Source organism: Thetidibacter halocola, assembly GCF_018224955.1.
GTDB classification, from domain to species: domain Bacteria; phylum Pseudomonadota; class Alphaproteobacteria; order Rhodobacterales; family Rhodobacteraceae; genus Thetidibacter; species Thetidibacter halocola.
In genome coordinates this window covers 214,559-237,451 of record NZ_JAGTUU010000003.1, presented here as the reverse complement: position 1 = coordinate 237,451, position 22,893 = coordinate 214,559, and the positions used below count along the sequence as shown (strand labels likewise).

Genomic DNA, 22,893 nt, shown 5'->3' with positions numbered 1-22,893 from the left:
CCTAGACCAGCGCCCGGTCCAACAGCCGCGCCACGTGGATCGCCGGCCTGTCGCCAAGGTCGGCGATCTGGTGCCGGCACGAGGTGCCATCGGCCACGATCAGCGTTTCCGCATCGGCGGCCCGGATCGCCGGCATCAGGTCAAGTTCGGCCATGCTGCGCGAGAAACCATGTGTCCCGACCCCGTAGCCAAAGGCCCCGGCCATGCCGCAACAACTGCTTTCGATCACCGAAACTTCGGTGTCGGGCAACAGCGCCAGCGTGCGCTGGATCGCGGGCATGACGCCCATCGCCTTCTGGTGGCAATGGCCATGCAGCAGCACCCGGGGCGCGGGCGATTTCAGCGGCAGGGTGAAATCCGGCTCATCGGCGCGGTCGGCCAGATATTCCTCCAGCAGCTTTGCCTGCGCGAACAGCGCCTCGGCCTCGGGGCCGGGCAGCAGCGCCGGGATCTCGTCGCGCAGGGTCAACAGGCAACTGGGTTCCAGTCCGACGATGGGCAGGCCGCGTTCGGCATGAGGCAGCAGCGCGGCCATCAGGCGCGTCGCCTCGGTGCGTGCCTGATCGACCAGCCCCGCCGACAGGAACGTCCGCCCGCAGCACAAGGGTCGCTGGCCAGGCGGTGCGGCCGCAACCGTGACCGGAACGCCCGCAGCGGCCAGCACGCGAACGCCGGCGCGCAGGTTTTCCGGCTCGAACCAGCGGTTGAAACAATCGGCCAGCAGCACGGCCTGCGGGTCCCCCGCCGCTGCCTCGGCATCGCGAAAGGGCCGCGCGCTCCACTCCGGCAGGGGGCGCGAGGCGGTAAAGCCGGTCAGCCCCTCGGTCAGCCGCGCCAGCGCCGGCACCCGGTTGCGCAGGTTCGTCAGCCACGGCATCCGCCCGAGATAGGGCGCATAGCGCGGCAGGTAGGCCACCAGCCGGTCATGCAGGTTCAGGCCATGCGCCGCGACGCGGGCCGCCTGCACCTCGATCTTCATCCGGGCCATGTCGACGCCGGTCGGGCAGTCGCGCTTGCAGCCCTTGCACGAGACACACAGCTTCATCGTCTCGGCCATCGCGTCGGAGGCCAGCGCGTCCGGCCCCAACTGCCCCGAAAGCGCCAGCCGCAGAGTGTTCGCCCGCCCCCGCGTGACGTCGCGCTCGTCACGCGTCACGCGGTAGGACGGACACATCACCCCGCCCTTCAGCGCGCGGCAGGCGCCGTTGTTGTTGCACATCTCGACCGCGCCCTGGAACCCGCCCGCTCCGCCCGGCCAGGCCCGCCAGTCCAGCACCGGGCGATGATCCGACGCGGCATAGCCCGGCGGATACCGAAAGAGGCCGCGATCATCCATTTTCGACGCGTCGACGATCTTGCCCGGGTTGAACAGGCCATGCGGATCGAAGCGCCGCTTGACCTCGGCAAAGGCCGCGACCATGCGCTTGCCGAACATCCGTTCGTGGAATTCCGACCGCACGATCCCGTCGCCATGTTCGCCCGAATGCGAGCCCTTGTAGCGCGCCACGAGGTCGAAACATTCCTCGGCGATGGCCCGCATCGCGGCCACGTCCTTGTCGAGTTTCAGGTTCAGCACGGGGCGCACATGCAGGCAACCGACCGAGGCATGGGCATACCACGTCCCGCGCGTGCCATGGCGATCGAAGATCTCGGTCAGCCCGGCGGTGTAGTCGGCGAGGTCGGGCAGCGCCACGGCGCAATCCTCGACGAAGGACACGGGTTTGCCCGCGTCCTTCATCGACATCATGATGTTCAGTCCCGCGCTGCGCAGATGCGCGATGCGCCCTTGCAGGCCCTTGTCGGTGACCGGGGTCACGCCACCCCAGCGCCGCTCCTCGCCGCGCCAGTCATAGCCGAGGTCGCCCATCATCTGGTCGAGCAGGCGCAGCTTTTCCGCGTTCGCCGCCGTCTCGCCCTCGGCGAACTCGACCAGCAGCAGGGCGTCGGGGTCGCCGGTCACGAACTCGGCCACGGTGGCGCGGAACATCGGAATGTCGCGGGCCAGCGCGATCATCGTAGAATCCACCAGTTCGACCGCCTGCGGGCCCAGCGTGACGAGGTGCTGCGCTGCCTCCATCGCCTGGTGGAAGGTCGGAAAATGGCAGACGCCTAGGCCCACCTCACCCGGCAGCGGCGAGAGTTTCAGCTCGATCGCGGTGGAATAGGCAAGCGTCCCCTCTGACCCAACCAGCAGCTCCGACAGGTTGACCGCGCGGCCCGGCACCAGCGCGTCGATGTTGTAGCCGCCAACCCGGCGCATGAGCTTGGGAAAGCGCGCGTCGATTTCCGCCGCCTCGCGCGCGCCCAGCGCCAGCAGGTCGCGGGCCAGCGGATCGTCCGCGCCGTTCACCGGACCGAACTGCCGCTTCGTGCCGTCCGCAAGGATCGCGTCGACGGACTGGACGTTGTCGCGCATGATGCCATATCGCAGCGACTTGCCCCCGCAAGAGTTGTTCCCCGCCATCCCGCCGATCGTGGCGCGCGACGCGGTCGAGACGTCGACCGGGAACCAAAGGCCGTGCGGCCTCAGCGCGCGGTTCAGGTCGTCCAGCACGATGCCGGGGCGCACGGTGCAGCGGCGGTTTTCCACGTCCAGCGACAGCAGGTCGTTGAAATGGACGGAATTGTCCACCACAAGCGCCGCGTTCACCGTCTGCCCGCATTGCGAGGTGCCACCGCCGCGCGGAAGGATCGGCACGCCTTCTTCGCGGGCCATGTCGATGGCAGCGGCGATATCCTCCTCGGATCTGGGCACCAGGACGCCCAAGGGCATCATCTGGTAAAAAGAGGCATCGGTCGCATAGCGCCCGCGCGAGAAGGCATCGACCATCACCTCGCCCTGCACGCGGCGCGCAAGTCGCGCGGCCAGATCCGCCATGTCTTGTGTCACCCTGCCCGTCCTTCCCGGAAAACCGCTTGCGGTCAGAATGGCGACAGACGGGCCGCCCGGCAATCGCGGATCGCGGCCTCAGCCGCGCATCCGGGCATGATCAGGGTCGTAGGGCCCCGCCGGAATGATCCGCGCGGCGACGGGCTGGCCAAGGATATCGACCGTCAGACTCGTGCCCTCGACCGAGCAGGCCGGATCGACAAAGGCATAGGCCAGGTTCAGGCCGGTCCGGTGCCCCCGGTCGGCCGAGGTCACAGTGCCCATTATGCGCCCTCCTTCCCGGACCGAGGCGCCTGGATGGGCCGCGGCCTCATCCGTCTCGATGGCGAGCGTGACAAGGCGGCGCGATGACCCCCGCGCCCGGCGCTCCAGCAGCGCGGTTTTGCCAATGAAATCGCCCTTCTCCGGCCGCACGAACCGGTCGAGCCCGGTCTCAAACGGGTCGAACTCGGTCACGATATCCGCCTTCCAGTGCAGGAAGCCCTTTTCCATCCGCATCGACTCGACCGCGCGCGAGCCGAACAGGCGCAGGCCATGCGCCTCGCCGGCACGGCGCAGGGCGAGGTAGGCTGCGTGCAGGCTTTCGTTCGGGACGTGGATCTCATAGGCCAGTTCACCCGAGAAACTGACGCCCAGCACCGTCGCGGGCGCAATGCCCACATGGGTCTCGCGCACGGACAGCCACGGAAACGCCTCGCGCGACCAGTCGCCGCGCGCGGCGGCGGACAGGACGGCGCGCGCCTTTGGCCCGGCCAGAACGAGGATCGTCTGCGCGTTGGTCAGGGATTGCAGGGTCACGTCCTCGCCCGGGCGCAGATGCGCGCGCAGCCAGTCCATGTCGTGGAATTCCGACGCGGCGGCCGAGCCATACCAGACCCGCGCCCCACCCCGGTGCGACGGCGGGATGTTCGCGATGGTCGCCTCGCCCTTGAGGCAGCCAAGCTGGTTCAGCAGGTAGCACAGGCCCACGCGCCCTGGACGCCGGGGCACCGCACCGCAGGTCATCCGGTCGAGGAAGGCATGCACATCGGCGCCGGTCAGCTCGATCCGGTTGAAGCCCGAGACCTCGGTCAGACCGACACCGGTCGCCACCGCGCGAACCTCGTCGGCGACCACGGCCTGCACTTCGTTGAACCGAAAACCCAGCGTTTCGGTGAAGTCCGGTGATGGCCGGATGTAATCGACCCGCTCCCAGCCGTTCACCGTGCCGAATTCCGCGCCCTCGGCGGCCAGCACGGCAGTCAGCGGCGTGGTCTTCATCGGGCGTCCGGCGGGGCGGTGTTCGTGCGGAAAGTGAAAGCGGAACTCGTTCTGGTAATCCTCGATCGCCTTCAGCGAGGTCAGTTCCACCGTGGCATGGCCGGTAAAGCGGCGCGGGTCGATGATCCAGGTGTCATACTGCGCCTCGCCATGCACGATCTGCTGCGCCAGCAGCCAGCCATGCCCGCCACCCTCGCCCAGCCCGGCGCGCAGCCCGACGATGCAGAAGGCGTTGCGCTTGCCCGGGACCGGCCCGACCAGCGGCGCGCCGTCGATCGTGTAGGTGATCGGCCCGTTCACAACCGTGCGGATGCCGGTCTCCATCAGCGCCGGCATGCGGGCAAAGGCGCCTTCCAGCACGTCGGTGATGCGGTCGAGATCGTCGGGGCACAGATCGTTGGAGAAGTTCGGGTCGATCCCGTCCATGCCCCAGGGGCGGCAATCCTGCTCGTAGAAGCCCAGCAGCAGACCGCCCTTTTCCTGCCGGCAGTAGTAGTCGCTGATCGGGCAGCGCAGCAGCGGCATCCGGTGCCCGGCCTCGGCGATGGCGGCAATGTCCTCGGTCAGGAAATACTGGTGCTCCATCGAGGCGACAGGATGCTGCACGCCCATCATCGCGCCGATCTCGTTGCAGCGGTAGCCGCCGGCGTTCACCACGATCTCGGCCCGGACGTCGCCCTTTGCGGTGTGCACCGTCCAGCTGTGGTCGGGATGCTGGGTCAGGCCGGTGACGGGCGTGTGGCGGTTCACCTCGGCCCCGGCAAGGCGCGCGCGCCGCGCCAGCGCCTGGCACAGTTGCGCCGGGTCGATATGGCCATCATGCGGATCCCACAGCCCGCCCAGCAGGTTGTCGGTCGAGATCAGCGGATGGCGGCGGGCGCATTCGGCGGCGTCGATCACCTCGAACTCGACCCCCATTCCGGCGGCCATCGAGGCGAAATGGCGATAGCCGTCCATTTGTGCCTGCGTGTTGGCCAGCCGGATGCCGCCATCGGCGTAATTGTAGCCCACCGGGTAGTCGGGATCGTCCCGCAATTCCTTGTAGAGCGCGATGGAATGGCTTTTCAGGCCGACCATCGTCTGGGTCATGCCGAAATTCGTGACCTGCGCCGCGGAATGCCATGTCGTGCCCGAGGTCAGCTCGTCCCGCTCGATCAGCATGACGTCGCTCCACCCCTCCTGCGTGAGATGATAGAGGGTCGAGCATCCCGCGATGCCGCCACCGATCACCACCACTCTTGCCTGGTTCCGCATTCCCGCCTCCGTCGCCGATCCGCACCGTCCCGATCCAGCAAGACGGCCCGGCATGGGTCAACCGGCACACAACAGTTTCGAAAAAACCGAACCTGTCATCCCGGATTCCCATCCGGCCCGAGGATGGTGAAATCCGGCGCAAGCCAGGGATGATCCGCCAGCACGGGGGCCACGACCAGGCGCCCGATGGCCTGACGCAGCAGCATGGCGATGGCCTCGGCCACGGGCGGATCGAAATCCGGCCGCGCCAGCAGCGAGATACGCCGCGAAAAGGCCGCCAGCGGCAGGCGGTGCAGCCGCACCTGCGCGGCATAGCGACTGGCCCGCAAGCAGCCCAGCGGCGTCAGGATCGACCAGCCCGCCCCGCCCGCGATCACCGCCATGATCGAGTGCGCGCTGTCAAAGGCATAGCGGTCAGGCGGGGCGATCCGGTTGCGCGTCAGCTGTGCCTCGATCTGGCGACCGATCAGGTGGTCGCGGTTGAAGCGCAGGAAGGGCAGCGCAGGGCGCCCGCGCAGCAGGTCCTCCGGCGTGGTCTCGACCTCGCGCGGCATGGCCAGGACAAAGGGATCGCGCACCAGCGGCGCCACGGGCAGGTCAGGCGGCAGATCGGCCGCCTCGGCTGCTACGGCAATATCCAGGGCGCCGCGCGCCAGCAGGCCGACCGCCTCGTGGCTGAGGATGGTTCGGATCGACAGCGCGGCCCGCGGCATGCGCCGGGCCAGTGTGACGGCCAGTTCCGGCGCGACGCCGCTTTCGAAATCCTCGACGATCCCCACCCGCAGCGACCGCGCGCCCAGCAATCCGCCCACCACCGTCTCGCTGGTGGCGCGGCGCAGGTGCTGCAACCCCGCCGACAGGTGGCGGAACGCCTCTCGCCCCTCGGGCGTGAGTGCAAAGGGACGCGCCGAGCGGTCGATCAGCGTCACGCCCAGCGCCTCCTCCAGCCGCGCGACATGGTGCGAGACCGACGAGATAGACAGGCCCATTGCCTCGGCTGCGCGTTTCATCGAGCCCAGGCGCGCGACCTGCTCGAAGGCGTCCAGCACTTGCAGGGAAAGGCGTGGCAACGACATGGATGGGCTCCGCCCTGTTCCGGGTTTCTCGGAACTGTCGCCACCATTTCACGTCGTGTCAAATCGCGCGAGGCTGTCAGCGACCCAGCCAGCCACCATCCACCGGCAAGGTGATCCCGGTGACATAGCGCGCGGCGGGCGAGGCGAGGAACGTCACCGCGCCGGCGATGTCCACCGGTTCGGCCCAGCGCCCCATCGGGATGCGGTCGAGGATGGCGCGGTTGCGCTCGGGATCGGCGCGCAGCGCCTCGGTGTTGTTGCTGATCACATAGCCCGGCGCCACGGCGTTGACGGTAATGCCCTTCGCCGACCATTCGTTCGACAGCGTCTTGGTCAGTCCCGCGACACCGCTTTTCGACGCGGTGTAGGAGGGGATGCGGATTCCCCCCTGAAAGGACAAAAGCGAGGCGATGTTGACGATGCTGCCGCCCTGCCCCGCCGCGATCCGCGACCGGGCAAAGGCCTGCGACAGGAAGAAGACGACCTTGAGGTTGATGTCCATCACCGCGTCCCAGTCCGCCTCGGTAAAATCCAGGCTGTCGGCGCGGCGGATGATGCCGGCGTTGTTCACCAGCGTGTCGATCGGGCCGAACCGCGACCCGGCCTCGTCAAAGGCGGCCACCGCCCCGGCAACGCTGCCCAGGTCGGCCTGCACGACATCGGCCCGCCCGCTGGCCTGCGCGACCGCTTGCAGCGTTTCCTCCATCGAGGAGCGTCCCACCGCGACCACGTGGGCGCCGTGCCGCGCCAGGTCGACCGCGATGGCCTGTCCGATGCCGGTATTGGCGCCGGTGACGAAGGCGCGGGTTCCGTCCAGCGAAAAGCGGCTCACTTCAGGTCCCCCATCGCGACCATGTCCATGTCGGTGTAATCGACATTGTCGCCCGCCATCGCCCAGATGAAGGCGTAGGAGGCGGTGCCCGCCCCGCAATGGATCGACCAGGGCGGCGACAGCACCGCCTGCTCGTTGCGCACGACCAGGTGGCGCGTCTGGTCCGGTTCTCCCATCAGGTGCAGGATGAACTGGTCCTCGGGGATATCGAGATAGAGATAGGCCTCGGACCGCCGTTCATGCGTATGGGTGGGCATGGTGTTCCAGACCGACCCGGTGGCAAGCCGCGTCAAACCCATGACGATCTGGCAGGTTTCCATCACCGCCGGGTGGATCATCTGGTTGACGACCCGCTCGTTCGCTGTGTCGCGGTGGCCCAGCGGCAGGCGCGCGGCCTCGTCCAGCGTCACGCGCCGCGCCGGGATCATCCGGTGCGCCGGGGCCGAGACGATATAGAATCGCGCCCCCGCGCCCGAGACGGTGACGGGGCCCGACCCCATGCCGAGATACAGCATGTCGCACCGGCCAAGCGTGTAGGTTTCGCCGCCAGCTGCGACCGCGCCATCGGTCCCGAGGTTGACCAGCACGGCCTCGCGCCGGTCGAGCCACGAGGGCGTGCCGGTCTCGGGCACCGCGTCGATGGTCAGCGGCCCGCCTGCGGGCACCGCGCCGCCGAAGATCATCCTGTCATACTGTGAATAGACCAGCCGCACCGCGTCCGGCGTGAACAGGTCTTCGACCAGGAACTCGGCGCGCAGCGCGTCGGTGTCCATGGTTCGGGCGTGGCGCGGGTCGACGGCGCGGCGCAGTTCTGTCTTGATCATGCTGTTTCCTTTTCATGCAGTCTTGCAATGGCCCGCTCAGCCCCCTGCGCCCCGACCGCCCCGGCCACGGCGCGGTGCGGCGCTTTGGTCTCGATCAAGAGCGGGCAAGGCGCGACTTGGCGATCTCGGCCGCGGACTGCAGGCGGATCAGCAGCAGGTCGGGATTGGCCGGACCGGCGAAGGCCGCGCGCACCCGCTGGCGCGACACGGCGAACCGCGCCACGATCCCGGCCTTGGAAATGGACAAAGATGCCATCGACGCTGGTGCCCCTGCCGCCGATCCCGAGTTGCTGCGCCATGCCGTCCCTGCCCGCCTGGTTCGGGGCAAAGGCTAGACCGGTTTCCATCCGCATGCCAGTTCGGCCGACTGGCCCGGCTGCGCCGATGAGATGCTGCCGGAAAAGGGAACGGCGCCCGCAGGTTTCCCCGTCGGGCGCCGCCCCGCGACACGCGCGGGCTCAGGCCAGGTGATGCACCTCCTGGAGGCCGTAGACCGGGGTCGGGATGCCCTCCATCCGGGCCTTCAGTTGCAGCGCCAGGAACTGCGAATAGTGCCGCGACTGGTGCAGGTTGCCGCCATGCATCCAGAGCCCCTCGACCTGCGTCGGCTTCCACATGTTGCGCTGTTCGCCCTCCCAGGGGCCCGGATCCTTGGTGGTGTCCGAGCCGAGGCCCCAGACCTTGCCCAACCTGTCGGCCGTCTCCTGGCCCATCAGGTCGGCCACCCAGCCGTTCATCGAGTTATAGCCGGTGGCGTAGACGATCAGGTCGGCGTCGAGGTGCTCTCCGGTGTCGAGGTTGACGCCGGTCTCATCGACGCTGACCACCTGTCCGCGCTTGAGCTTGATCTTGCCGTCGATGATCAGCTGGCTTGCGCCGATGTCGATGTAATAGCCCGAGCCGCGGCGCAGGTATTTCATGAACAGGCCAGAGCCGTCGTCGCCCCAGTCCAGCCAGAAGCCGGCCTTTTCCAGCCCGGCGTAGAAATCGGCATCGCGCTTCTTCATCTCCTCATAGGCCGGGATCTGGAATTCATGCAGGATCGCGTAGGGCAGAGAGGCAAAGATCAGGTCGGCCTTCTCAGTCGTCACGCCGTTCTGCACCGCCTCTTCGGAGTAAAGCGCACCCAGCCCCACCTCCATCAGCGTGTCGGATCGCACGATATGGGTCGAGGACCGCTGCACCATCGTCACGTCCACGTCGTTTTCCCAGAGCGCGGCGCAGATGTCATGGGCCGAGTTGTTCGAGCCGATCACCACGGCCTTCTTGCCCTTGTAGCGGTCCGGGCCCGGATGCTGGCTGGAATGGTGCTGGTCGCCCTTGAACTTGTCCATGCCGGGGAAATTCGGCATCCGCGCCTTTCCGGACATGCCGGTGGCCATGACCAGCTGTTTCGGCTTCAGCACCACTTCCTCGCCATCGCGGTCCACGACGACGATCCATTCCTTGGTCTTCTCGTCATACCGGGCGGACTTGGCCGTGGTGCGGGTCCAGTAGTTCAGCTCCATCACCTTGGTATACATTTCCAGCCAGTCTCCGATCTTGTCCTTGGGGCTGAAGATCGGCCAGTTCTCGGGGAACTTGATATACGGCAGATGGTCATACCAGACCGGGTCATGCAGGCAGAGCGACTTGTAGCGCTTGCGCCAGCTGTCGCCGGGGCGGTCGTTCTTTTCCACGATGATCGTCGGCACGCCCAGCTGGCGCAGCCGCGCGCCAAGCGCGATGCCGCCCTGTCCGCCGCCGATGATGACGACATAGGGTTGTTTCGTGTAGCCGAGTTCCTTTTCTTCCTTCTGGCGTTCCTCCAGCCAGGTGGTGCGGTTCTTGCCGGCGCCGTGCTTGGCGCCCAGCGGGCGGGCGAACCCCTTGGGTTCCTCGTGGCCCTTGAGTTCCACCATCGTGGTCAGCAGGGTCCAGATCTTGCCCTCCCTGATCCGGATCAGGCCATAGCCGCGCGCCACCGCCGTCTCGAAGGTGATCCAGGCGGTGACGACGCCCCCCTCATCGGTGGGCAGCTCGCCCTCTGCCAGCGCCCAGCCGGTGGGTTTGGTGGTGGCCAGCTGGTGCTTCAGCATGTCCTCCACCTGCGCCTTGCCCTCGACCGTCTTGATGTTCCAGGTGAAGGTCACGAGGTCGCGCCAATAGCAGTCGTCCGCGAACATCTCGCGCGCGCGGGCCGTGTCGCCCGCCTCCAGCGCGGCGTCGAAATCGTCGAGAAAGGCCTGGGTCTGGTCGGCCAGTGTCGAATCGAGCATGTGCTCCTCCCTTTACTGTGGTTGCGGATTCCTCCGGTGCACAGGCTGGACCGGCTCGGGCCGCGCGGGCAACGGGGCTGACGTTGCGGCAGGGACAAAACCGGCGCACGGGGCGCGCGGCGTTGCGCGCGCAACAGGGGCGCAACATCCGCGTCAGGCGGGCGGGGTCAGCCCGGCCTTGCGGATGCGCCGCAGCACTGTCGAGCGGTTGACGCCCAGCCGCCGCGCCGCCTGCGCCATGTTCCAGCCGCAGGCATTCAGCAACGCCTCGAGATCCTCGGCGCGGTCCTCGGGCACGGCGGCGCAGGGCGGATCGGGCAGGTCCGGCAGGTCGATCACCGGCCCTCCGGCCACGGCCAGAGCGACGTCCAGGGCGCGTTCCAGCTCGCGGATGTTGCCGGGCCAGTCGCGGGATTTCAGCTCGGCCCGTGCCGCCGGGGTAAGCCGTGCATCGTCGGCCGAGCGGCGGCGCAGAAGGCGCTCCAGCAGCCAGTCGAAATCGGCGCGGTGGCGCAGCGGCGGCAGGGACAGGGTGGCGCCGGCGATGCGGTGGAACAGGTCGTCGCGCAGGATGTCCGCCAAGGCGGGCGGTGCCGCGCGGGTCGCGGCGATCACCCGCAGGTCGCCGCGCCGGTCGAGCAGCGCCAGCAGCCGGCCCTGCGCCTCGGGCGTCAGATCCTCGATGCCGCGCAGGAACAGCGTGCCCGCCGTCGCCTCATCCAGCGCCGCGAGGTCGGACAGCCCGGCGCAGCGCAGCGCGTGAAAGCCGCGCCCCTGCGGCCCGCAGACATGGATGGCACGGGCCAGCTTTTCCTTGCCGGTCCCGGTCTCGCCCACGACCAGCAGCGGCACCGGTGTCGTCGCCAGACGCGCCGCCCGCCCCAGCAGCCGCGCCAGCGCCGGGTCGGACCCGGCGAAACTGCCCAGCGCGCCGGGCAGGTCGGGCTCTTGGCGGCGCAACGCGGCGGCGCTGTGTGGCGATTGCGGCGCGATGGCATGGCCGAACAGGCCGCGCCCGTCCTTGTGCCGCAGCACGCGGTCCTCGGTCGGACGGCCGCGCATCAGGTCGGGCAGGTCGTCCACGCTCATCTCGATCCAGTCGTCGATGTGGGTGCCGATCAGCGCGCCCGTGCCCTCGGGGTCAAGGGCGCGCTGCGCGCCGGTCGTCATCCCCAGGATCCGCCCCGACCCGTCCAGCGCCACGGCCGCCTCGGGATCGACCTCGAGGAATTCGGGGCTGGTGGAGAAACGCAGCACCCAGTCGCGCCGCGTCATCGCCATCAGGTTCGCCATCTCGACCCGCCGCGCGGCGGCGGTGACAAGGCTCATCGCCAGGTTCTGCGAGGATTTCGGCGAGGGCGAGCGCAACAGCGAGATGTCCAGAACCGCCGTCAACTCACCCCGCGTGTCGCGGATCGGCGCGGCGGTGCAGGACAGCGGCGTATGCGCCAGCCCGAAATGGTCGGACTGGTGGATCGTCACCGGTTGGCCGGTGATCAGGCAAGAGCCCACGCCACAGGTGCCGGCCAGGTCCTCGGACCAGTCGGAGCCGAGGTAAAGCCCCGCCTGCCGCAGGTCGTCCTCGAACCTCGGGTCGCCGAAGAAGTCGACGCAGACACCCTTGGCATCGGCCAGCAGCAGGACGTAATTCTGCCCCGCCACCTGCCGGAACAGCGCATGCAGGCCCGAGCGCGCGGTGGCGATCAGGCGTTCGGCCTGTTCGCGGTGGGCGCGCAACTCGGTCTCGGTCACGATATGCGCCGGATCGGGGCGCGCGGGGTCCATGCCATAGGATTCGACACAGCGCCGCCAGCTGTCGGCCACCACCCGGTCGCGCCCGGTTTCCTGCCCGCGCAGCACGCGGTCGATCTCTGTCACGTGGTCGATATCGCGCATCCGCTCCTCCCATCGCAACGCGCGCGCTGACCCTAGCACGGTCGGCAGCATCCGCCGAGTCCTGCCAAGGTCGGAAAAGAAGCGGTTGCCGCCGGGGCCTGCGACCCTCTATTCCCGGAGCAGGGAATGACCCGCGCACAGGCGCGGCAACAGGGGGGCAGCGATGACAACGCAATTCAGGACGGCCGTGATCGGCCTGGGATCGATGGGCTACGGCATGGCGCAATCCTGCCTGCGGGCGGGGCATCGCACCTGGGGCGTCGACATCAACGCGGATGCCGTCCACCGCTTTACGACCGAGGGCGGGCAGACGGGCGAAGTACCCCGCGACCTGGATGCGCTGGTGGTGGTGGTGCTGAACGCCGCCCAGACAGAGGCGGTTCTGTTCGGAGAGACCGGCGCGGTGTCCGGGCTGCGGCCCGGCGCGGTGGTGATTTCCTGCGCCACGGTGCCGCCCGACTTTGCCCGCGCGATGGAGGCGCGCTGTGCCGAGGCGGGCGTGCATTACCTGGATGCGCCGATCTCGGGCGGGGCGGCCAAGGCGGCGCAGGGCGCGTTGTCAATGATGGCGGCGGGCACCCCACAGGCCTTTGCCGCCGCGCGCCCGGTGCTCGACGCCTGCGCCACAACGGTTTTCGAACTGGGGTCCGAAGCCGGGCCCGGCTCGGCGATGAAGGCGGTCAACCAGCTTCTGGCGGGCGTGCATATCGCCACCATGGCAGAGGCGCTGACCTTCGGCATGACGCAGGGCGTGGAACCGGCAAAGTTCGTCGAGGTCATCAGCCAATGCGCCGGCACCAGCTGGATGCTGGAGAACCGCGCGCCCCATATCGTAGACGGCGACTATACGCCCCGCAGCCAGATCAACATCTGGCCAAAAGACCTGGGCATCGTGCTGGACATCGCCAAGACGGCCGGGTTCTCGGCGCCGATCACCGCTGCGGCCTTGCAGCAATACATGGTCGCGGTAGGTATGGGCCTGGGCCACCAGGACGACGCTGCCATCGCCAAGGTCTATGCCCGCAATGCCGGGCTGGACCTGCCGCCCGAAAAGGGCTGAACCGGCCTGTCACGAAAGGACCACGCCATGCGCACCGTTATGGGCTGCATCGCCGACGATTTCACCGGCGCGACCGACCTCGCCGGGCTGCTGGCGCGCTCCGGCGTGGCGGTGTCGCTGCGGATCGGCGTGCCGTCCGTCCCACCCTCGCAGACCGCCGCCTTTGAGGTGATCGCCCTCAAGGTGCGGACCGCGCCGGTCGCGCAGGCGGTTGCCGAGTGTCGCGCCGCGCTAGACTGGCTGCGGCAGGCGGGGGCGCAGCGGTTCTTCTGGAAATATTGCTCGACCTTCGATTCCACGCCTGAGGGCAATATCGGCCCGGTCGCCGAGGCGCTGATGAAAGACCTCGACACCGACCAGACGATCTATTGCCCGGCCTTCCCGGAGAACGGCCGGGCGATTTTCATGGGCAACCTCTTTGTCGGGCGGCAGCCGCTGGCCGAAAGCCCGATGAAGGACCATCCCCTGACGCCGATGCGCGATTCCAACCTGATGCGCCTGCTGGAGCCGCAGGTGACGCGGCCTGTCGGGCTGGCGGACCGGCTGACCGTGGCGGCGGGTGCGCCCGCGCTGCACGACGCGCTGGCAAGACTGCGGGCCGAGGGCGTGGCGCATGTGGTGGTCGATGCGGTGGCCGATGACGACCTCGCGGTGATCGCCGAGGCCTGCCGCGACATGCCGCTGTTGACCGGGGGCAGCGCTTTGGCCATGCCCCTGCCCGCGCTCTACCGCGCCGAGGGCCTGCCGGGCCTCGACGCTGCCCCCGTCGCGGCGCCAGACCTGCCCCGTGCGGCGATCGTCCTGTCGGGCAGCTGTTCGGCGATGACCAACGCGCAAGTCGCCGCCTATCGCGACCTTGGCGTGCCCGCCTTTCGGCTGAACCCGCTGGCGCTGGCAGAGGGCGGGGTGCAACCGGCGCTGGACTGGCTGGCGCAGCAGGACCTGGATCGGGCGCCGCTGCTCTACGCCACCGCTGAACCCGCCGCCGTGCGCGAAGCGCAGGACAGGCTAGGCCGCGACCGCGCCGGGCAGATCGTCGAACAGGCGCTGGCCGCCTGCGCCGTGGCGGCGCGCGACGCGGGCGCGCGGCGGATCGTTGTCGCCGGCGGCGAGACTTCGGGCGCGGTCACGCAGGCGCTGGGCGTCGACCGGCTGGATATCGGCCCCGAGATCGCGCCCGGCGTGCCCTGGACCTGGTGCGACAGCGGCGGGCACCGGATCGCGCTGACGCTGAAATCCGGCAATTTCGGCGCGCCCACGTTCTTTTCCGACGCGCTGGATCGGATATGAGCGCCGAGGCCGCCCTGCGCGAGCGCATCTGCCTGCTGGCTCGGTCGATCTTTGACCGGGGGTTGACGCATGGCAGCACCGGCAACATCTCGGCCCGGACCGAGGATGGCGGATTGCTGGTCAGCCCCACGGGCACCAGTTTCGGCCGGCTCGACCCGGCGCGTCTCAGCCGGTTCGACGCGGCGGGACGGCATGTCGATGGCGACAGGCCGACCAAGGAAATGCCCCTGCACAGTGCCTTTTACGAGACACGCTCGGCCACGGGGGCGGTGGTGCACCTGCATTCGTGCTATTCCGTCGCTCTGTCGATGATGCCTGACGTGGACGCGAACGACTTCCTGCCGCCGCTCACGCCCTACGGGATCATGCTGCTGGGGCGGGTCACGCTGCTGCCCTTCTTTCTGCCCGGCGACCCGGCGATGGGCGAGGCGGTGCGCGGGCTGGCCGGGAAACGCGCGGCGGTGATGCTGGCCAATCATGGGCCGGTGGTAGCCGGCAAGGACGTGGAGGCCGCCTGCAACGCGGTCGAGGAACTGGAAAACACCGCGCGTCTGGCGATGCTGACGCGCGGCCTGGATCCCCGGATGCTGACCGAGGCGCAGGTGCGCGCGGTCGTCACCAGGTTCGACGTGGAGTGGGACGGATGAAATTCTCTGCCAATCTCGGCTTTCTCTGGGCCGACCGCCCGCTGCCGGACGCGATCCGTGCCGCCCATGCGGCAGGCTTCGACGCGGTCGAATGCCACTGGCCCTATGACACGCCTGCCGCCGAGGTGCGCGCTGCGCTGGACCAGACCGGCCTGCCGATGCTGGGGCTGAACACGATCCGCGGCAATCCGGGCGAGAACGGCCTGTCCGCCCTGCCCGGCCGCGAGGCAGAGGCCCGCGCCGCCATCGACCAGGCCATCGCCTATGCCGTCGCCGTGGGCGCGCAGGCGATCCATGTCATGGCCGGTTTCGCCGAGGGACCAGAGGCCCACGCGGCTTTCCTGGCGAACCTGCGGTATGCCCGCACGGCTTGCCCGGATGCGATCACCCTGCTGATCGAGCCGCTGAACCGTCACGACGCACCGGGCTATTTCCTGCGCACGACCGACCAGGCCGCTGCATTGCTGGCAGATCTGGACCTGCCGGGCATGAAACTGATGTTCGACTGCTACCATGTCGGGCGGACAGAGGGCGATGTGGTCACGCGGCTTGCCGCGCTGCTGCCGCTGATCGGCCATATCCAGTTCGCCGCCGTGCCCGACCGTGGCGCGCCGGATCATGGCGAGATGGATTACAACTATGTCTTCGACCGCATCGCCGCGCTGGGCTGGAGCCGGCCGCTGGGCGCGGAATACAAGCCCGGCGGCTCTTCCGACGACACGCTGGGCTGGCTGCATGCCCGGCGGTCGCAGAGTCTGTCCTAGGCCCCCGGCCCGACATCCCGTCATCCCCGCAAGGGACATGGCGCGCCCGCCTGAGATGGCCGGGCAGAATCACGCCGCGATGCGTCGTTGATGGCGGTCAGACCAAACCGCGGTCGCGGGCGATCATCGCGGCCTGGGTGCGGTTGCGGGCGCCCAGCTTGCGCGTCAGCGTCTTGACATGCAGCTTGACCGTGACCTCCTGAAGGTCGTGGTCGCGGGCGATCTCCTTGTTGGACTTGCCCTCGCAGATGCCGCGCAGCATGTCGTATTCGCGCCGTGTCAGCGTCTCGTCCGCCGTCTCGCCACGCCCGTTCATGAAGTCGAAGGGCGCATAGATCTCGCCCGCCGCCATGAACCGCGCCGCCGTCAGCAGCGACCTGGCCGCCAGCGTCTTGGGGATGAAACCCTGCGCCCCCGCCTCGAGCGCGGCCTCGGCGACCTCGCGCGTGGCGGTGCCCGACAGAATCGCCACCGGCCTGCCGTTGTTGGCGACCCGCATCCGCGCCAGACCCTCGAGTCCGCGCATGCCGGGCATGTCGTAGTCCAGCAGCACGAGGTCGAAACTGCCGCTTTCCTCGGCCAGGGCCACGGCCGCGTCCAGCGTGGCCACGCCCCGCACTTCGGCGATGTCTGCGGCACTCAGGAAGGCCGCTATGGTTTCGCGGACAAGGTCATGGTCGTCGGCGACAAGTATGCGCATCGAAAAGGCCTGCTCCATCAGCCCCGCGGTTCAGACGACCATAGCGAGATGGCCGGGAAAGACCAGTGCGCCGGCCGCCGCGGCCCGCGGGATAGAAGGCCCCTCGCTTTTCGGATGCCGCAGGCCTCCGAAAAGCCGATGATGCCGTGCCCTATACGAAAGGATAGGCGCCCTATGCTGCCGGAACCGCGACAACAGGGACAGAGTGTGCGATTGAGGGTCCAAGAACAGCATTGAAAGGAACCATTTTGTGCGCTTGGTCCGGGCAGGCAGAGTTTTCGGCATTGCCATCGCCCTCGCGGCAACCGGGCTTGGCATGGCCGCGGCCGGGGAACTGCCGCAGCCGCAAGGACCCGTCCTGTTGCGCGTCAGCGGCGACATAACCATGACCAATGCCGGGGACGAGGCGCATTTCGACCGCGAGATGCTGATAGCCCTGGGCCAGGACAGCGTGACCACCTCGACGATCTGGACTGACGGCGAACAGACCTTTACCGGGCCGCGCCTTGCCGCGGTCCTGACCGCCGTGGGCGCCGAGGGCACCGCGATCACCGCCACCGCGCTGAACGACTACGCGGTGCAGATCCCGGTGGACGACGCGCTGGAGGGATCCGCACTGCTGGCGATGGACCGGAACGGGGAACCCATGTCGGTGCGGGACAAGGGCCCGCTCTGGATTGTCTACCCTTTCGATGCCGATCAGAAATTCAAGTCAGAAGTCTACTACTCACGGAGCATCTGGCAACTCGACCGGCTTGCCGTAACACGTTGACGCCCCTCTTTCCTTGGGGAAGGATCGAGGGGTGAAACGCGGCATGACGGACTGGATCATGGGAAGCAAGACCACGCTGAGAGGACTATTGGTCCTCGTGGTGGCGCTTCTCATGACCGCTCTTATCTACTTCGTGTCCGACGTGCGGACACAGTTGCACTCGCTGGCGTCGGCCTCTTCCGACAACGTGGAATGGACGTTGTCGCAGGCCGAAGTCGAGGCCATGGAACTGGAGTCCGAGGCTGCGCGGCAAAGCGTGGCGGACCAGCCCCGGCTGAGCGCCGTGCGGCTGAGGTTCGACATCCTCTACAGCCGCGTCGCCACGCTGCGCGACAGCCCGGTTTACGCCGAGCTGCGGGCGGATGACGGCGTCGCCGCGGCCTTGGCCGAACTGGACACCATCTTCGACCGGACGACCCCGGTGATCGACGGGCCCGACGCCGCGTTGCAGGCGCAGTTGCCCGTCCTGATCGCCGAGGCGCGCAACGCGCAGGGCCTGTTGCGGCAGACCGCCCTGGCGGGCATCGAAATCTTCTCCCGCCTCAGCGACCAGCGCCGCGCCAGCATCTCGCGCACGCTGCTGGACATCGCTGCGCTGACCACCGTGCTTTTGTTGCTGCTGCTGCTATTGGTCGTGGCGCTGGCACGGCTGCTGCGCCGGATGCAAAATGCGACCAGCGACCTTCGCCAGGTCAGCGAGCGGATGCAGACCATCGTCGCCACCTCGCTCGACGCGATCGTGGTGACGGACCTGGACGGGAAGATCATCGAATACAACGAGGCCGCCGAACGCACCTTCGGCTTTTCCCGCGCCGAGGCGATGGGCGCCGAGATGAGCCGCCTGATCGTGCCGGAACCGGTGCGCGAAATGCACCGCAAGGGGATGGAGCATTACCGCACCACCCGTGAAAAGCACGTCATCGGCCATGGCATCGTCCAGATGCAGGCGCTGCACCGCGACGGCACGGAGTTCCCGGTCGACCTGGCACTGGCCGCCGCCCGTGCGCCCGAGGGCGACATCATCATCGGCTTCATGCGCGACATCTCGGACCGGGTCGAGGCGGAGAACACGCTGCGCAAAGCGCACGACCGCGCCGTAGCCGGGGAAAAGTCCAAGGCCGAGCTGCTGGCGGTGATGAGCCACGAGATGCGCACGCCGCTCAACGGGATGCTGGGCACGCTGGAACTGTTCGACCCCGACACACTGGATGCCCGCCACCGCCGCTACCTGCGCATCATCCGCAATTCCGGGCGCACCCTGCTGGGCCATGTGAACGACGTGCTCGACATCTCGCGGCTGGACGCCGGCAAGATGGCGATGCACCGCACCCGTTTCGACCTGGTGGCGCTGTTGCGCGAGATCGTCGAGGGCCAGACCGGCCGCGCGGTCGAGCGCGGCAACCGGCTGCGGTTGGCGCCGCCCAGCCCGGCGCTGCACGAGGTGCATGGCGACCATAACCGGATCCGGCACATCCTGCTGAACCTCGTGAGCAACGCGCTGAATTTCACCCGTGACGGCGAGGTGATCATCGAGACAGAATGCATGTCGGGACTCGACGAGGTCGAGATCCGCGTCATCGACACCGGCATCGGCATCGCCGAGGAGGATATCGAGCGGATCTTCGGCGATTTCGTCACCGTCGACGCCTCTTACCGACGGGCGACGGGCGGCACGGGCCTTGGACTGGCGATCTCGCGGCGGCTGGCTACCGCGATGGGCGGCACGCTGGGCGCCGAAAGCGAGCCGGGCGAGGGCAGCGTGTTCTGGCTGCGTCTGCCGCTGGCGCCGCCGCATGACAGCGAAGGCAGGACAGCCGCCGCCGAACCAGAGTGCGCTGAGGCGCCGGACCACCAGGGCGTCGCCATCCCGCCGCTGGACATCCTTCTGGTCGAGGACAACCCGACTAACCGAATGGTGGCGCGCGAGATGCTGGAACGCGACGGCCATCACGTGGTCACGGCGCATGACGGGCGCGAAGGCGTGCAGGCGGCGCAAGGCCGCGCCTTCGACGCGATCCTGATGGACATCTCCATGCCCGGAATGGACGGGCTGGAGGCCACGCGGGCGATCCGGGCGCGCGGCAACGGCCTTGCCGAGATCCCGGTCATCGCCACTACCGCCCATGCCATGCCCGAGGAACTGGACGCCTTCCGCGCCGCCGGCATGACCGACGTTCTGGTCAAGCCGCTCAGCGTCGCGGCGCTGCGCCGGGCGCTGGCGACCGCCGTCGGCGCCACGACGAAGGCCGTGGACGCCCCCCTGGATCACCCGCTGGACCAGCTGCTGGACCAGGCGCACCTGTCCGAACTGGTCGCAACCCTTCCCGCGGCAAGGCTGCGCACCGCCTACCGGGCCTTCCTGTCCGAAATGGACGCGTTCTTCGACGGGCCACCCGTCACAGGAGCCGGCGCCGACCGTGCCGCGCTGGTTGCCGAGGCACATCGACTGGCCGGATCGGCCGGGGTGTACGGCGCGCGGGCGCTGGGCGACCGGCTGCGCCTGCTAGAGCGCGACGCCCCCGGCGCCGCGACCGAGGATCTCGACGCGGCGTGGCGGGCGCTGTGCCTGTGCTGGAAGGACACGCGCGCCGCCCTGCGCACCAGCCCTGCGGCCCCGGTGCAGGACGAGACCTGATCAGGCCAGGGACAGCTTGACATGCCGCATGAAGGCGCGCGCGACACGCGACAGCGGCCGCATCGTCGAAACGGCAAAGGACGTCCGGTAGATGAAGCGCGGCAGGAAGGGGCGCACGACCAGCGTCTGGTCGTCCTCGCGCACCACCGGAAAGGGGCAGATCACCGAGACGCCCGTGCCCGCCCGCACCAGGGTCGCCGCGCTGAGGCCCGTCGCCACCTCGGCGACGCGGTTCGGCACCGACCCGGCCTCGGCGAACAGCCGATCGAGCCGCGAGCGCACGATGTGCCGCCGCAGGATCGAGATGAAATCCTGCCCGTGCAGGTGCTCGGGCGTGATGATCTCGTGCCGCGCCAGTGGATGGTTCCGTGGCAGGATGCAGACCGCAACGCTTTCGTGGAACGGGATCAGCTCCATCGAGGAATGGGTCAGGTCGGCATGGGTGAAACCGAGGTCGACCGCGTCCTCGCTGATCCGGCTGACGAGACCAGACGAGGTGCAGGTCTCCAGCGACAGGCGCTGTCCCGGATGCAGCGCGATGAAGCTGGCCATCTGGTTGGCCACCATCTGCGACAGCGAGGGCGGCGCGGCCAGCCGCAGCGTGCCGCTGCCCGGTTCCTCGGGATCGGCGCCGTTCAGCACCGCGATGGCGTCGAACAGGCGGTCGAGATTGCCGTTCAGCCGCAGCCCCTCGGCCGTGGGGCGCAGCCGCCCGCCGCGCCGCTCGAACAGGACCAGGTTCAGCCGCGCCTCAAGCTGGCCGATGGACCGGCTGACCGCGGATTGCGACACGCCCAGCAGCCGCGCTGCGCCATTCGTCGTGCCCGAGGTGATGACCGCGCGCAGCGCCTCGTACTCGCGGATCGAATGCCAGTTGTTGCGCACCACCTCGCCTCCCTCTGCTGCAAGCCGGACACCCTATGCGTTCCGCTTGTTGTTACATGATGAAAGCGCATCATGTCGCCGCTTTCCATGCATTTCGCGTCTGCTAGGCTTCCCCCACCCGCCGAAAGGCGAAAACGGACGCATCCAGAAGTCCGGCAAACAGGGAGACGACCATGAAGACCAGACATCTGCGCCTCACCGCCTGTGCGGTGGCGCTGGGCCTTGCCGCCATGCCGCTGGCCGCCCAGGAGCTGCGCATCGGCGTTGCGTCCGAGCCCAGCTCGGCCGACCCGCATTTCCACAATGTCGGCCCGAACAACCAGCTGCGCCGCAACGTGTTCGAATCGCTCGTCGGAACCGACGAGACGCAGGCGCTGCTACCCGAACTGGCCGAAAGCTGGCGCCCGCTGGACGATTCCAGCTGGGAGTTCAAGCTGCGCCCGGGCGTGAAATTCTCGGACGGGTCCGATTTCGACGCCTATGACGTGATCTATTCCGTCTGCCGCATCCCCGGCGTGCCGGATTCGCCCTCGCTCTTCACCACCTACACCAAGGCCATCGCGGGCTTCGAGGTGCCGGACCCGCTGACGCTGGTCATCAAGACCGACGGCCCCTACCCGCTGCTGCCCACCGAGGTCTCGACCTGGGGCGTGATCTCGGCCAAGGCGAACGGCGTCGACGGCGCGTCGATCCAGTTCAGCCCGGATGGCTGCGGCGACTTGGCCTATCCAGCGACGCAGGCCTTCAACGACGGCTCGGCCGCCATCGGCACCGGCCCCTTCCTGATGGAAAGCTTCCGCCGCGGCGAGGGCGTGACGCTGGTGCGCAACCCGGATTACTGGGGTGAGCCTGCGCCGTGGGAAAAGGTCGAGATGAAGCCGCTGACCTCGGCCGGACCGCGCGTCGCCGCGCTGTTCGCCGGTGACGTCGACATGATCGAGAACCCGCCGCTGCAGGATCTCGACCGGATCAAGGGGCAGGACGACCTGCTGGCGGTGCAAGGCATCTCCAACCGGGTGATCTACATCCACCTCGACCACGCGCAGGAACCGTCGCCGATGATCACCGGCACCGACGGCAAGAACCCGCTGAAGGACATCCGCGTGCGCGAGGCGCTGTCGATCGCGATCAACCGCGACGCCATCGTCGACCGCATCATGGGCGGTGTGGCCGTGGCGGCGGGCGAGTTGCTGCCCGGCGGCATGTTCGGCGCCCATGCGGACGGCGACATGCCCCCGCCGGGCTTTGACGCGGACCGCGCCAAGGCGCTGCTGACCGAGGCGGGCTATCCGAACGGGTTCGGCATCACCATCGGCACGCCGAACGACCGCTACATCAATGACGCGCAGGTCGCGCAGGCCGTGGCGCAGATGTGGTCGCGGATCGGCATCACGACCGAGATCGACGCCTCGACCGCATCGACCTTCTTCTCGCGCCGCAACGCGCACGAGTTCTCGGCCTACCTGGCTGGCTGGGGCTCGGGCACGGGCGAGATGTCCTCGCCGCTCAAGGCGCTGCTGGCCACGCCGGACAAGAGCCGCGGCTATGGCGGCACGAACCGCGGGCAGTATTCCAACACGGCGATGGACGACCTGCTGACGCAGGCGCTGGCCACGGTGGACGATGCCAAGCGGCAGGAGCTGCTGCGCGAGGCCTCGCGCGTCGCGATGGCCGACTGGGCGATCATCCCGCTGCATTTCGAGGTGACGCCCTGGGCGATGAAGAAGTCGCTCAGCTACACGCCGCGGGTGGACCAGTACACCCTGCCCTACGACGTGCGCCCCGCGCAGTGACGTGACCTGCGCCGCGCGGCGGGATGACCTGCCGCGCGGCCTTTCTGGCCGAGGATC

General features: G+C 68.5%; 17 protein-coding genes. 7 read left to right on the top strand and 10 right to left on the bottom strand.

Annotation, left to right across the window (positions count from 1 at the left end; genetic code table 11):
* Window position 1: 1 nt before the first annotated feature.
* From KB874_RS08180 to KB874_RS08145, 8 genes are all read right to left on the bottom strand, one after another.
* Entirely contained in the window at window positions 2-2,890 is a 2,889-nt protein-coding gene (locus tag KB874_RS08180; RefSeq protein ID WP_346346519.1) for an FAD-binding and (Fe-S)-binding domain-containing protein, read from the bottom strand.
* Window positions 2,891-2,968: 78 nt separating this feature from the next.
* Entirely contained in the window at window positions 2,969-5,404 is a 2,436-nt protein-coding gene (locus KB874_RS08175; protein WP_212536080.1) for a GcvT family protein, read from the bottom strand.
* Between the two features lie 95 nt (window positions 5,405-5,499).
* Window positions 5,500-6,480: a LysR family transcriptional regulator gene (locus tag KB874_RS08170; RefSeq protein WP_212536079.1), complete on the bottom strand. Its 981-nt coding sequence runs from the start codon at window positions 6,478-6,480 to the stop codon at window positions 5,500-5,502.
* Between the two features lie 76 nt (window positions 6,481-6,556).
* Window positions 6,557-7,312 (bottom strand): 2-dehydro-3-deoxy-D-gluconate 5-dehydrogenase KduD, encoded by a 756-nt coding sequence (gene kduD, locus KB874_RS08165; protein WP_212536078.1) that lies wholly within the window; start codon window positions 7,310-7,312, stop codon window positions 6,557-6,559.
* On the bottom strand, window positions 7,309-8,136 hold the full coding sequence (gene kduI / locus KB874_RS08160; protein WP_212536077.1) for a 5-dehydro-4-deoxy-D-glucuronate isomerase: 828 nt from the start codon (window positions 8,134-8,136) through the stop codon (window positions 7,309-7,311). The genes kduD and kduI overlap by 4 nt, the downstream gene beginning before the upstream one ends.
* A 94-nt stretch (window positions 8,137-8,230) precedes the next feature.
* Window positions 8,231-8,392, bottom strand: a complete 162-nt coding sequence (locus KB874_RS08155) for a hypothetical protein (protein ID WP_212536076.1) — start codon at window positions 8,390-8,392, stop codon at window positions 8,231-8,233.
* Window positions 8,393-8,594: 202 nt separating this feature from the next.
* On the bottom strand, window positions 8,595-10,394 hold the full coding sequence (locus KB874_RS08150; RefSeq protein WP_212536075.1) for an NAD(P)/FAD-dependent oxidoreductase: 1,800 nt from the start codon (window positions 10,392-10,394) through the stop codon (window positions 8,595-8,597).
* A 153-nt stretch (window positions 10,395-10,547) separates the two neighbouring features.
* Window positions 10,548-12,290: a sigma-54-dependent Fis family transcriptional regulator gene (locus tag KB874_RS08145; RefSeq protein WP_212536074.1), complete on the bottom strand. Its 1,743-nt coding sequence runs from the start codon at window positions 12,288-12,290 to the stop codon at window positions 10,548-10,550.
* A 163-nt stretch (window positions 12,291-12,453) separates the two neighbouring features.
* Here KB874_RS08145 and ltnD point away from each other — a divergent pair, with 163 nt between their 5' ends.
* Genes ltnD through KB874_RS08125 form a run of 4 tightly spaced genes read left to right on the top strand, consistent with a single transcriptional unit; the run spans window position 12,454 to window position 16,051 of the window.
* Entirely contained in the window at window positions 12,454-13,350 is an 897-nt protein-coding gene (ltnD, locus tag KB874_RS08140; RefSeq protein ID WP_212536073.1) for an L-threonate dehydrogenase, read from the top strand.
* Between the two features lie 27 nt (window positions 13,351-13,377).
* On the top strand, window positions 13,378-14,640 hold the full coding sequence (otnK, locus tag KB874_RS08135) for a 3-oxo-tetronate kinase (protein WP_212536072.1): 1,263 nt from the start codon (window positions 13,378-13,380) through the stop codon (window positions 14,638-14,640).
* A complete protein-coding gene (otnC, locus tag KB874_RS08130; RefSeq protein WP_212536071.1) occupies window positions 14,637-15,287 on the top strand; it encodes a 3-oxo-tetronate 4-phosphate decarboxylase in 651 nt (216 codons plus the stop codon). The genes otnK and otnC overlap by 4 nt, the downstream gene beginning before the upstream one ends.
* Complete coding sequence (locus KB874_RS08125) at window positions 15,284-16,051, top strand: hydroxypyruvate isomerase family protein (protein WP_212536070.1); 768 nt, start codon at window positions 15,284-15,286, stop codon at window positions 16,049-16,051. The genes otnC and KB874_RS08125 overlap by 4 nt, the downstream gene beginning before the upstream one ends.
* A gap of 97 nt (window positions 16,052-16,148) precedes the next feature.
* On the opposite strand, the gene KB874_RS08120 is transcribed toward KB874_RS08125, so the two are convergent.
* Window positions 16,149-16,751, bottom strand: a complete 603-nt coding sequence (locus tag KB874_RS08120; RefSeq protein ID WP_212536069.1) for a response regulator — start codon at window positions 16,749-16,751, stop codon at window positions 16,149-16,151.
* 385 nt (window positions 16,752-17,136) lie between these two features.
* Between KB874_RS08120 and KB874_RS08115 the strand changes: the two genes are divergently transcribed.
* Both KB874_RS08115 and KB874_RS08110 read left to right on the top strand, forming a co-directional pair.
* The gene (locus KB874_RS08115; protein WP_249200334.1) at window positions 17,137-17,523 is read left to right on the top strand and encodes a putative pterin-binding protein; all 387 of its coding nucleotides are present in this window, start codon (window positions 17,137-17,139) and stop codon (window positions 17,521-17,523) included.
* A 43-nt stretch (window positions 17,524-17,566) separates the two neighbouring features.
* The gene (locus tag KB874_RS08110; RefSeq protein WP_212536068.1) at window positions 17,567-20,158 is read left to right on the top strand and encodes a hybrid sensor histidine kinase/response regulator; all 2,592 of its coding nucleotides are present in this window, start codon (window positions 17,567-17,569) and stop codon (window positions 20,156-20,158) included.
* Here the strand turns inward: KB874_RS08110 and KB874_RS08105 are convergent, their stop codons facing one another.
* Complete coding sequence (locus tag KB874_RS08105; RefSeq protein WP_212536067.1) at window positions 20,159-21,043, bottom strand: LysR family transcriptional regulator; 885 nt, start codon at window positions 21,041-21,043, stop codon at window positions 20,159-20,161.
* A gap of 173 nt (window positions 21,044-21,216) precedes the next feature.
* On the opposite strand from KB874_RS08105, the gene KB874_RS08100 reads away from it, so the two are divergent.
* On the top strand, window positions 21,217-22,836 hold the full coding sequence (locus tag KB874_RS08100; protein WP_212536066.1) for an ABC transporter substrate-binding protein: 1,620 nt from the start codon (window positions 21,217-21,219) through the stop codon (window positions 22,834-22,836).
* The last annotated feature ends 57 nt before the right edge of the window (window positions 22,837-22,893 follow it).